This window comes from Vibrio sp. 1F255 (genome assembly GCF_041439145.1).
Lineage (GTDB): Bacteria > Pseudomonadota > Gammaproteobacteria > Enterobacterales > Vibrionaceae > Vibrio > Vibrio crassostreae_C.
Genome location: NZ_JBGONQ010000014.1, coordinates 58,077 through 70,074 on the forward strand (window position 1 = coordinate 58,077; position 11,998 = coordinate 70,074).

An 11,998-nucleotide genomic window follows, 5' to 3' on the forward strand; every position below is an offset into this window, starting at 1 on the left:
TTGAAAGCGCTACTCCTGAGGAGTGGCGTTTTTTTGTTGGCAGTCGTTAATCTCCGAATACTCAGCTTGGGTGAGCTTTCCTGAGATTTGATGGCATGGGTCCGATAGGGTAATCGAGAGGGTGTGTTGCTCAGCTTTAAGCAAGTCGAGTTCTCCAGAAGCCTCGCCATTGAGCGTTTGAACCCTTTGTTCGCCTTGCTCTGCTGATGATGCACCAATAATATGCATCGGTTCGAGAGTGAAGCGCCCACGGTCAAAATGCGCATTAAGCTCTGGAATTTCAAACACGTTATCAGTCGATGTTTCAGAAAGCTTGTCATTAAAGGTCATCACACCCTGGCGAACGCTGCCAGTGAGTTGCCCTGTGGTTGAGTAACCGAGCATCAGTGAGTCGCCATATAAACCTGCGGCTTGAAGTTCAAACTCGCCATAGCCGGTTGCATCGAGTGGTAATTCAAGTCGCTGCAGCATAGGCGCAATGGGTAACCCATCGGCAGAAATATCTAAGCTCCATGGCTTGCTGATTTGGTTAAAATCGAGCGTTGCATTGGCTTCAATGTAGCCATTCCTGAGTGGTGCAAACAGACGAGTCAGCGTCCATTTTCCTTGTTCGCTATTCATCTCAACCACAGGCTGTGCGCTGAGAATATTTTGGTAGCTGGCATCATTGGCGCTCGCCATCAGCTTCCCTTGCCATAAGCCCAGTTTTCTATCTTGCAGCAGTTGAACTTGATGCCCCTCGACATGTAATCCAGAGACCTGCCAGTAAGGCGTTTGTGCTAGTTGGATAAGTTGGCTGCGTTCTATATTAAGTCGGTTAATCTCGACGTTCTGGAGCTGTGTGAGCCAAGGCAATAGGCGAGCGGCCGGTAGAGGGCTATCTTGGTTTTCGGTAATCCACTTGATGCCTTGCAGGTCGAGCTGCGCCAATTGAATGCTGCTAGGGGCGACTTCGCCATTGAGCTGAACAGTGCCCTGCAGGAATTGAGTATAGAAATCCTCAATCAGAATCCGGTTTGCTTCTAGGTTGAGCTTGAGGCTTGGCTCGATGAACATGTCATCATCAATGGTCACTCCTTCTGCCTGTAGAGAAAAAATGGCTTTCTGTTGTTTCCAGATTTCAAAAGGCAGTTGGATATTTTCTAATGAGGCATCAAAGGCAGCGAGGTGGCCATCTTGCCACTCTACGTCGCTACGCAGAATATCTAAGCTATTGATGTGATTAATCTTAATGCCTGCAACATCCCACTCTTTGCTTAGTAGGTTTTGGGTCTGTTTCTGATTGAGTCGTAAGCCATCGACGGTCACATTCACCAACGACCAATCTTGTTGATATTGTTCAGCTTGCCCAGAAATCTTGGCGCCACGCCAGTCAAACGAAGCACCATAAAGGGTGCTGTCACTCGGCTTGAGGTCTAGATCAATCAACAGATTATCGAATGCCTCACCTTGCCAATACAGTTGTGAGGCAGAGAGTTGGGTTTTTCCATAAGGGAGAAGCGAGTTATCGTTGTTCCACGTTGGGGCGGAGATCTGTAGGTCGATGCCTCGCGCATTAAACTCTGGCGTCGAAAAGTCGAGATTGTTGATGGCCAGCTGGTGGAGCTTGATGTTTGGTTGGGTAAATAAAGAAGTCAGTGTTTTTAGATCGTCTGCCTCTAATTGTAGGCCGCTGATCAAAACAGATTCAAAGACCAGTTTGGCCTCTGTCATCGAGCTGGGGCTGAACCAAAGATCGATCTTGTCGATATACAGAGGTGTTTGCTTTTCTGGTTGGCTTTGGGTAATGCCCATTAAGGTGATGTGATAAGGCGCCTGATACTCAACATCTTCAATGAATACAGGTTGTTCAATCGTATGTTTGATAAAAAAGTTGGCAACATCCGCACGGTATTGGGTCTGCAGGCTTAATAGCAGCGCTGCGATAGTTGCAACGGCGATAGCCAACACAATGCCGAACACCATGAATACCTTTTTCATTCCCTGAAAGCCTTAAATTTCAATAGTCTTAAAACAGAGTGGAACAAAAAGGGTCAAGCATCAACAAAAAAGCCCCTCAAAAGAGGGGCTTGCTACAAAAATATCATTTTAAATTGGGCGTTTGCTTTTGGCTAAGCCCGAGCAGATGGTTGGATTAGTCCAGTTGAGGACCAGCTGCAACCAGTGACTTACCTTCAGCGTTATCTGTGTACTTGTCAAAGTTGTTGATGAAGCGCTCTGCTAGATCTTTCGCTTTGCTTTCCCACTGCAATGGATCAGTGTACGTATCACGCGGGTCAAGAATCGTAGGATCTACGTCGTGCAACGCTAGCGGTACTTCTAGGTTAAACATAGGGATAACCTTAGTATCCGCTTGGTCGATTGAGCCATCTAAGATAGCGTCAATGATGCCACGAGTATCTTGAATCGAGATACGTTTGCCTGTGCCGTTCCAACCAGTGTTCACTAGGTAAGCTTCTGCTCCCGCCGCTTCCATACGTTTCACAAGCACTTCAGCGTACTGAGTTGGGTGAAGAGTTAGGAATGCAGCACCGAACGCAGCAGAGAACGTAGGAGTTGGCTCAGTAATACCGCGCTCTGTACCCGCTAGTTTCGCTGTGAAGCCAGATAGGAAGTGGTACTTCGTTTGTTCTGGAGTCAGTTTAGATACTGGCGGTAGAACACCAAATGCATCAGCGGTCAGGAAGATAACTTTTTGAGCGTGACCTGCTTTTGATACTGGTTTAACAATGTTGTCGATGTGATGAATCGGGTAAGAAACACGAGTGTTCTCTGTTTTTGAACCGTCATCAAAATCGATAGAACCATCGCCACGAACCGTTACGTTCTCTAGTAGTGCATCACGACGGATTGCGTTGTAGATTTCAGGTTCAGCTTCTTTAGATAGACGAATTGTCTTCGCGTAACAACCACCTTCAAAGTTGAAGATACCATCGTCATCCCAACCGTGCTCATCATCACCGATTAGCTCACGTTTAGGATCGGTTGATAGGGTTGTTTTACCAGTGCCTGATAGACCGAAGAAAATAGCGACATCGCCTTTCTCGCCAACGTTTGCACTACAGTGCATTGAAGCAATACCTTGTAGAGGTAGTAGGTAGTTCATCATTGCGAACATGCCTTTCTTCATCTCACCGCCGTACCAAGTACCACCGATGATTTGAACGCGCTCTGTTAGGTTGAAAGCAACGAAGTTTTCAGAGTTTAGACCCTGCTTTTCCCAGTTAGGGTTAGTTGTTTTAGCACCGTTCATTACCACGAAATCAGGTTCGAACGTTGCTAGCTCTTCGTCAGTTGGACGAATGAACATGTTCTTAACGAAGTGCGCTTGCCACGCTACTTCAGTGATAATACGCACGCTTAAGCGCGTATCAGGGTTAGCACCACAATAACCGTCGATGACAAACAGGCGCTTGCCAGATAGCTGAGTTGTCACAAGCTCTTTCAGCTCATTCCATACTTCAGTTGTAATCGGTTTGTTGTCATTTTTGCCTTGATCTGACCACCACATGGTATCGCGGGTCGTGTCATCTTTAACAATGTACTTATCTTTTGGTGAGCGGCCAGTAAAGATACCAGTGTCTACCGCAACAGAGCCTAGTTCCGTTACTACGCCTTTTTCGTAGCCTTCCAAACCTGGCAGTGTTTCTTCAACGAATAACTGCTCGTAGCTAGGATTACGAAGAACTTCAGTAACGCCAGTCAGTCCGTGCTTAGTTAGATCAATTTGTGCAGCCTTTGTATGTTCCATAACGGTCATAGGTGCTCCTTGTAGGATATTTTGTAGGGATTTTGTATTAATTTTTTATTGTTATCTGCTCACCATGCTAGCAACGAGACTCGGGGGAAACAGGGATATAGCTCAAAAAATATCCATATTAGCCATGGGGTTTTAAGCGTCTCGTCACATATTGGCCCAACTAGTCTATCCTGTACGCAAACCTTTGCGCTAGGGGCGAGAACATTATTAATTGATTAAAATTAAGCGGTGATTTTATTACGAGATGTTACGGAGTTTGCGCTATTTTGATCACAAAAAAGGCCAGCTGAGTGCTGACCTTTTTGGGGTAAATTACGTGTTTTTGGTACGCCGTAAATTAATGAACCGTATTGCTGCCTTTATCTGCTGCTTCTGCGTACAGTGCATCAACATCATTCTTGTCGAACGAGTAATTTGTGCCACAGTAATCGCAGTGTAGACCAACGCTTCCTTCGGTGCTTAGGATGTCGTAGATCTCTTCTTGAGCAACAGTAATGATTGCTGCTGCACTTCGATCGCGTGAACAGCCACAGAAGAACTCAACCGGTTGTGGTGTGAATAGCTGTACTTTCTCTTGGTTGTACAAACGGTAAAGCAGTTCGTTCGCTTCTAGAGTGAATAGCTCTTCGTTTTTCACGGTGTCTGTTAGTTGCTCTAGATGCTCGAAATCATCTGGCGTACCGGTGCCGTCAGGCATTACTTGTAGCAACATACCTGCAGCGTGTGCTTTGCCTTCATGCTCGCCAGTGCGCAGCCATAGACGAGTCTTAAGCTGTTCAGAGTTAGCGAAGTAGCCTTCAAGTACTTGTGCAAGCGTGTCACCTTCAAGACCAACGATACCTTGGTAACGCTCACCTTTCTTAGGATCGATAGTGATCACTAGATGACCTTTACCCATTAGGGCGTGTAGACCTGCGTCGTCTGCGATATCGCCTTCAAAGCGAGCAACACCACGGATCTTCTGATCGTGATCGCCATTGATAACTGCTAGAGATACTGGGCCGTCACCTTGCAGCTGCATCGTGATAGAACCTTCAAACTTTAGGGTCGCCGTTAGTAGCGTCGTTGAAACCAGTAGCTCACCCAACAGCTTTTGTACTGGAGCTGGGTATTCCTTGCTAGAAATAATCTGTTGGTACGCTTCGTCCATCTGTACCAATTCACCACGTACTGATAGGTCTTCAAATAGGTAGCGATTTAAAACATTACTTGTAGACATTGGGTCTGCCATTTGGCTATTCCTTCTAGCTTATTGAGTCTTGAACTTGATGATGTCACGACGTTGCTTTTTATCTGGGCGACGTTCTGGTGCTGGGCTATGAGCATTTAGCTTGCGCTGTTGTGCAAACTCTTCTCTTTTTGCCAAGCTTTCGGTGGTTTCTTCATAGAGGGTTTGAGCGATCGGGGCTCCACCACGATGGGCTGAGATTTTCTCGATCGTTACCGTCTTTTCTTCATTACCTTGGCGCAGTGTAATCACAGCCCCAAGTTCGACAATTTTACTTGGCTTGCTGCGCTGACCATTATAGTGGACTTTGCCACCATCGACCATGTTGCGAGCAATAGACCGGGTTTTGTAAAAACGAGCTGCCCACAACCATTTATCGAGTCTGACAGCTTCATTAGCAGTTTTCATATAGGGCTGTGCCTTATTAAGTGAGAAATGAATGCGGTTTAACTGTAACGAACAGTGCGCAACATGTTTTTGATGATGCTTATCACATTAAGTAGAAGCTTAAAGTGGAGGCGGTTGGCATTTTTTTCAAGTCATAATACAAAATAGCCATGTTATGCCGATTTATCGATTTGCTATGATATAGTTCAGGATCTTATTGCTTAAATAAGCTTGGTATCGAACGAATGAATAAAAAAGCTGAAAGTTTAATGATTTGCAGCGTTTGTCGTCATGAAAAGGGACTAGGAAAGTGAACTTTTTAGAGCTCAAAAATCGCGTAGGGAGTTCTCCTATGTTGAGCCGCTTATTAGAGAATGGATTTGTACTTCAGCAGAAACTAAGCTTAGCGACCTGTTGTGTATTGATTGCAGCTTCCGCATGGATCTTAGGGCAGCTTGCATGGTTTATCGAACCTGCTGAGCAAACTATCGCGCCTTGGACAGCAACGGCTTCATCGTCTTCAGCACCTCAATCGACCCTTGATATCTCTTCTTTGCAGCAGAGCAACATGTTTGGTGCTTACAACCCAAGCACGCCCGCTGTGGTTGAACAGCAAGTTATCCAAGATGCGCCTAAGACGCGATTAAACCTCGTTTTAGTGGGTGCAGTCGCGAGCTCGAATCCAAAACTGAGCTTAGCGGTGATCGCCAATCGCGGCACGCAAGCGACCTACGGAATTAATGAAGAGATTGAAGGCACTCGAGCCAAGTTAAAAGCGGTATTAATCGACCGCGTTATCATTGATAACTCAGGACGAGACGAAACCTTGATGCTTGAAGGTATTGAGTACAAGCGTTTGGCTGTATCAGCGCCTGCGCCACCTCGTAGCTCTTCTTCGGTTCGTGGTAATAATCCGGCTTCAGCAGAAGAGAAGCTTGATGAAATTAAAGCGAAGATAATGAAAGATCCGCAACAAATCTTCCAATATGTACGACTGTCTCAGGTGAAGCGTGACGATAAAGTGATCGGTTATCGTGTGAGCCCTGGCAAAGATTCAGAACTTTTTAACTCTGTTGGGCTCCAAAACGGAGATATTGCCACTCAGTTAAATGGACAAGACCTGACAGACCCTGCTGCTATGGGCAACATATTCCGTTCCATCTCAGAACTAACAGAGCTAAACCTCGTCGTCGAGAGAGATGGTCAACAACATGAAGTGTTTATTGAATTTTAAAACTTTGCGTCTAACGAAGGACGAAAGTGTAGGAGAAGTACGTGAAGCATTGGTTTAAGAAAAGTGCATGGTTATTGGCAGGAAGCTTAATCTGCACACCCGCAGCCATCGCGAGTGATTTTAGTGCCAGCTTTAAAGGCACTGATATTCAAGAGTTTATTAATATTGTTGGTCGTAACCTAGAGAAGACGATCATCGTTGACCCTTCGGTGCGCGGAAAAATCGATGTACGCAGCTACGACGTACTCAATGAAGAGCAATATTACAGCTTCTTCCTAAACGTATTGGAAGTGTATGGCTACGCGGTTGTCGAAATGGACTCAGGTGTTCTTAAGATCATCAAGGCCAAAGATTCGAAAACATCGGCAATTCCAGTCGTTGGAGACAGTGATACGATCAAAGGCGACAATGTGGTGACACGTGTTGTGACGGTTCGTAATGTCTCGGTACGTGAACTTTCTCCTCTGCTTCGTCAACTAAACGACAATGCAGGCGCGGGTAACGTTGTGCACTACGACCCAGCCAACATCATCCTTATTACAGGCCGAGCGGCGGTAGTAAACCGTTTAGCTGAAATCATCAAGCGTGTTGACCAAGCGGGTGATAAAGAGATTGAAGTCGTTGAGCTAAAGAATGCTTCTGCGGCAGAAATGGTACGTATCGTTGATGCGTTAAGCAAAACCACTGATGCGAAAAACACACCTGCATTTCTACAACCTAAATTAGTTGCCGATGAACGTACCAATGCGATTCTTATCTCAGGTGACCCTAAGGTACGTAGCCGTTTAAGAAGGTTGATTGAACAGCTTGACGTGGAAATGGCAACCAAGGGCAACAACCAAGTAATTTACCTTAAATACGCCAAAGCAGAAGATTTAGTCGATGTGCTGAAAGGCGTGTCGGACAACCTGCAATCAGAAAAGCAATCTTCAACCAAAGGCAGCTCATCGCAACGTAACCAAGTGATGATCTCCGCTCACAGTGATACCAACTCGTTGGTGATTACCGCACAACCGGACATCATGAATGCGCTTCAAGATGTGATCGCACAGTTGGATATTCGTCGTGCTCAAGTATTGATTGAAGCCCTAATTGTCGAGATGGCAGAGGGTGATGGCATTAACCTTGGTGTGCAATGGGGTAACCTTGATACTGGTGCTGTGATTCAGTATGGCAACACAGGTGCGTCAATCGGTGGCGTAATGGTTGGTTTAGAAGAAGCGAAAGACACTGAAACGACCACCGCAGTCTATGATGATAATGGCGCCTTTTTGCGTAATGAAACGACCACAGAATCCGGTGACTACTCAACGTTAGCTTCTGCTCTTTCTGGCGTTAATGGCGCGGCAATGAGCGTAGTGATGGGTGACTGGACTGCCTTGATCAGTGCAGTAGCGACCGATTCAAATTCAAATATCCTATCTTCTCCAAGTATCACCGTGATGGATAACGGCGAAGCGTCGTTCATTGTGGGCGAAGAGGTGCCTGTTTTAACTGGCTCGACCGCAGGCTCAAGTAACGATAACCCATTCCAAACGGTTGAACGTAAAGAAGTGGGTATCAAGCTAAAAGTCGTGCCACAAATCAATGAAGGTGACTCAGTTCAGCTGCAAATAGAACAAGAAGTATCGAACGTATTAGGCGCAAACGGGGCAGTAGATGTTCGTTTTGCTAAGCGTCAGCTAAATACGTCAGTGATTGTTCAAGACGGTCAAATGCTGGTGCTGGGTGGTTTGATTGACGAGCGAGCGCTGGAAAGTGAATCTAAGGTGCCGTTCTTGGGCGATATCCCTGTTCTAGGACACCTGTTCAAATCAACCAGTACTCAGGTTGAGAAAAAGAACCTAATGGTCTTCATCAAACCAACCATTATTCGTGATGGTATGACAGCCGATGGTATCACGCAGCGTAAATACAACTTCATCCGTGCTGAGCAGTTGTACAAGGCTGAGCAAGGACTGAAATTAATGGCAGACGATAACATCCCGGTATTGCCTAAATTTGGCGAAAGCATGAATTACCCGGCTGAACTTCAAGCCTTCATTGATCAGATGGAAACAGAATAATGGCTGAATTGGTAGGGGCGGCACGTACTTATCAGCGCTTGCCGTTTAGCTTTGCGAATCGCTATAAGATGGTGTTGGAGTATCAACATCCAGAGCGCGCACCGATACTTTATTATGTTGAGCCACTGAAATCGGCGGCGATCATTGAAGTGAGTCGTGTTGTGAAAAATGGTTTCACGCCACAAGCGATTACTCTCGATGAGTTTGATAAAAAACTGACCGATGCTTATCAGCGTGACTCGTCGGAAGCTCGTCAGCTCATGGAAGACATTGGTGCTGATAGTGATGACTTCTTCTCACTAGCGGAAGAACTGCCTCAAGACGAAGACTTACTTGAATCAGAAGATGATGCACCAATCATCAAGTTAATCAATGCGATGCTGGGTGAGGCGATCAAAGAGGGTGCTTCGGATATACACATCGAAACCTTTGAAAAGTCACTTTGTATCCGTTTCCGAGTTGATGGTGTGCTGCGTGATGTTCTAGCGCCAAGCCGTAAACTGGCTCCGCTGCTCGTGTCACGTGTAAAGGTTATGGCTAAATTGGATATTGCGGAAAAACGCGTGCCACAAGATGGTCGTATTTCTTTGCGTATTGGTGGCCGAGCGGTTGATGTTCGTGTTTCAACCATGCCTTCTTCGCACGGTGAGCGTGTGGTAATGCGTCTGTTGGACAAAAACGCCACTCGTCTAGACTTGCACAGTTTAGGTATGACAGCAGAAAACCATGAAAACTTCCGTAAGCTGATTCAGCGCCCACATGGCATTATCTTGGTGACTGGCCCGACAGGCTCAGGTAAATCAACGACCTTGTACGCTGGCCTGCAAGAGCTTAACAGCAACGAACGCAACATCCTTACCGTTGAAGACCCAATTGAATTTGATATTGATGGCATTGGTCAAACACAAGTGAACCCTAAGGTTGATATGACCTTTGCGCGTGGTTTACGTGCCATTCTTCGTCAAGATCCTGATGTGGTCATGATTGGTGAGATCCGTGATTTGGAAACCGCAGAGATCGCTGTTCAAGCCTCTTTGACCGGTCACTTAGTGATGTCGACCCTTCACACCAATACGGCAATCGGTGCAATTACGCGTCTGCGTGATATGGGCATCGAACCCTTCTTGATCTCTTCTTCGCTGCTGGGTGTTTTGGCTCAGCGCTTGGTTCGCACCCTGTGTAACGACTGTAAAGAACCTTACGAAGCGGATAAAGAACAGAAAAAACTGTTTGGGTTGAAGAAGAAAGACAGCCTAACGCTTTACCATGCCAAAGGGTGTGAAAGCTGCAGTCACAAAGGCTATCGAGGCCGTACTGGTATTCATGAGCTATTGATGATTGACGATTCGGTACAAGAGCTGATTCACAGTGAAGCGGGTGAGCAGGCGATTGATAAAGCAATTCGTGGCACAACACCAAGTATTCGAGATGATGGCTTGAGCAAAGTTCTGAAAGGGGTAACTTCCCTAGAAGAAGTGATGCGAGTGACCAAGGAAGTCTAGTATGGCGGCATTTGAATACAAAGCACTGGATGCCAAAGGCAAAAGTAAAAAAGGCTCAATTGAAGCAGATAATGCTCGTCAGGCTCGCCAAAGAATCAAAGAACAAGGCTTGATGCCGGTTGAGATGACCGAAGCTAAAGCTAAAACGACGAAAGGTGCACAGCCTTCGACCAGCTTTAAGCGTGGTATCAGCACGCCAGACCTTGCTTTGATTACTCGCCAAATTTCCACCTTGGTGCAATCAGGCATGCCGCTAGAAGAGTGCTTGAAAGCCGTGGCGGAGCAATCTGAAAAGCCACGTATTCGAACCATGTTACTGGCGGTTCGTTCGAAGGTAACGGAAGGTTATTCGCTAGCCGATAGCTTGGCTGATTACCCACATATCTTTGATGAACTGTTTAGAGCCATGGTCGCGGCTGGTGAGAAATCGGGTCACTTAGATGCGGTATTGGAGCGACTGGCTGATTACGCAGAAAACCGTCAGAAGATGCGCTCTAAGTTGCTGCAAGCGATGATCTACCCTGTGGTGCTGGTGGTGTTTGCGGTGACGATTGTTTCGTTCCTGCTGGCAACCGTGGTACCTAAGATCGTTGAACCGATTATCCAAATGGGTCAAGAACTTCCTCAATCGACACAATTTTTATTGGCATCGAGTGAATTTATCCAGAATTGGGGCATCCAATTACTGTTGTTGATCATCGGTGTGATTGTGTTGATTAAGACCGCTCTGAAAAAGCCGGGTGTTCGCATGAGTTGGGATCGCAAGCTATTAAGCATTCCACTGATCGGCAAGATCGCGAAAGGAATTAATACCTCTCGTTTTGCACGAACACTCTCTATTTGTACCTCGAGTGCGATTCCTATTCTTGAAGGGATGAAGGTTGCGGTGGATGTGATGTCGAATCACCATGTGAAGCAACAAGTACTGCAGGCATCAGACAGTGTTAGAGAAGGGGCAAGCCTGCGTAAAGCGCTCGATCAAACCAAACTCTTCCCACCGATGATGCTGCATATGATTGCCAGTGGTGAGCAGAGTGGCCAGCTGGAACAGATGCTGACAAGAGCGGCGGATAACCAAGACCAAAGCTTTGAGTCGACCGTGAATATCGCGCTAGGTATTTTTACGCCAGCACTTATCGCTTTGATGGCAGGCTTAGTGCTGTTCATTGTGATGGCGACGCTGATGCCGATGCTTGAAATGAATAATTTGATGAGTGGTTAACCAACTGCTCATAAGACGTTAGTTTTTGGATGAGCGAGAAGAAGGACACTATTACCTTCACTCGTTGTCTGTAATTTGGAGAAAACAATGAAAAATAAAATGAAGAAACAATCAGGCTTTACCCTACTAGAAGTGATGGTTGTTGTGGTTATCCTCGGCGTATTGGCGAGCTTTGTTGTACCTAACCTACTGGGTAACAAAGAGAAGGCTGATCAACAGAAAGCGATCACTGATATCGTGGCGCTAGAGAACGCGCTGGATATGTACAAACTGGATAACAGCGTTTACCCAACAACGGATCAAGGCCTTGATGCATTGGTTTCCAAGCCAAGCAGCCCAGAGCCTCGTAACTACCGTGACGGCGGTTACATCAAGCGTCTGCCAAACGACCCATGGGGTAACGAGTACCAATACCTAAGCCCTGGTGATAACGGCACTATTGATATTTTCACTCTTGGTGCTGATGGCCAAGAAGGTGGTGAAGGTATTGCGGCGGATATCGGCAACTGGAACATGCAGGATTTCCAATAAGCTTCAGCTTATTGTTTGATTCGTTATTGATGCTTGATACGTTATTGATGGTAGGACGTAAACAGATG

9 protein-coding genes are annotated in these 11,998 nt (G+C 46.2%); 5 read left to right on the plus strand and 4 right to left on the minus strand.

Annotated features, from left to right (window positions below; translation table 11 throughout):
• Positions 1–9: 9 nt before the first annotated feature.
• The 4 genes from ACED41_RS10105 to hslR all read right to left on the minus strand — a co-directional run bounded on the left by ACED41_RS10105 (position 10) and on the right by hslR (position 5,396).
• Complete coding sequence (locus ACED41_RS10105) at positions 10–1,980, minus strand: AsmA family protein (protein WP_017062493.1); 1,971 nt, start codon at positions 1,978–1,980, stop codon at positions 10–12.
• A gap of 154 nt (positions 1,981–2,134) precedes the next feature.
• Positions 2,135–3,760 carry a phosphoenolpyruvate carboxykinase (ATP) gene (gene pckA, locus ACED41_RS10110; RefSeq protein WP_065585031.1) on the minus strand — a complete coding sequence of 542 codons (1,626 nt, stop codon included), beginning with the start codon at positions 3,758–3,760 and terminating at the stop codon, positions 2,135–2,137.
• A 337-nt stretch (positions 3,761–4,097) separates the two neighbouring features.
• Positions 4,098–4,991, minus strand: coding sequence for an Hsp33 family molecular chaperone HslO (gene hslO / locus ACED41_RS10115; protein WP_017063067.1), 894 nt, complete (start codon positions 4,989–4,991; stop codon positions 4,098–4,100).
• Between the two features lie 18 nt (positions 4,992–5,009).
• Complete coding sequence (gene hslR, locus ACED41_RS10120; RefSeq protein ID WP_017062490.1) at positions 5,010–5,396, minus strand: ribosome-associated heat shock protein Hsp15; 387 nt, start codon at positions 5,394–5,396, stop codon at positions 5,010–5,012.
• A 331-nt stretch (positions 5,397–5,727) separates the two neighbouring features.
• Here hslR and gspC point away from each other — a divergent pair, with 331 nt between their 5' ends.
• The 5 genes from gspC to gspG all read left to right on the plus strand — a co-directional run bounded on the left by gspC (position 5,728) and on the right by gspG (position 11,930).
• Positions 5,728–6,609 (plus strand): type II secretion system protein GspC, encoded by an 882-nt coding sequence (gene gspC, locus ACED41_RS10125; RefSeq protein ID WP_017062489.1) that lies wholly within the window; start codon positions 5,728–5,730, stop codon positions 6,607–6,609.
• Between the two features lie 41 nt (positions 6,610–6,650).
• Positions 6,651–8,675 carry a type II secretion system secretin GspD gene (gene gspD, locus ACED41_RS10130; protein ID WP_102332599.1) on the plus strand — a complete coding sequence of 675 codons (2,025 nt, stop codon included), beginning with the start codon at positions 6,651–6,653 and terminating at the stop codon, positions 8,673–8,675.
• Positions 8,675–10,177, plus strand: coding sequence for a type II secretion system ATPase GspE (gspE, locus tag ACED41_RS10135; protein WP_371724906.1), 1,503 nt, complete (start codon positions 8,675–8,677; stop codon positions 10,175–10,177). The genes gspD and gspE overlap by 1 nt, the downstream gene beginning before the upstream one ends.
• 1 nt (position 10,178) lies before the next feature.
• The gene (gene gspF / locus ACED41_RS10140; RefSeq protein WP_017070113.1) at positions 10,179–11,399 is read left to right on the plus strand and encodes a type II secretion system inner membrane protein GspF; all 1,221 of its coding nucleotides are present in this window, start codon (positions 10,179–10,181) and stop codon (positions 11,397–11,399) included.
• Positions 11,400–11,486: 87 nt separating this feature from the next.
• Complete coding sequence (gspG, locus tag ACED41_RS10145; protein WP_004741459.1) at positions 11,487–11,930, plus strand: type II secretion system major pseudopilin GspG; 444 nt, start codon at positions 11,487–11,489, stop codon at positions 11,928–11,930.
• The last annotated feature ends 68 nt before the right edge of the window (positions 11,931–11,998 follow it).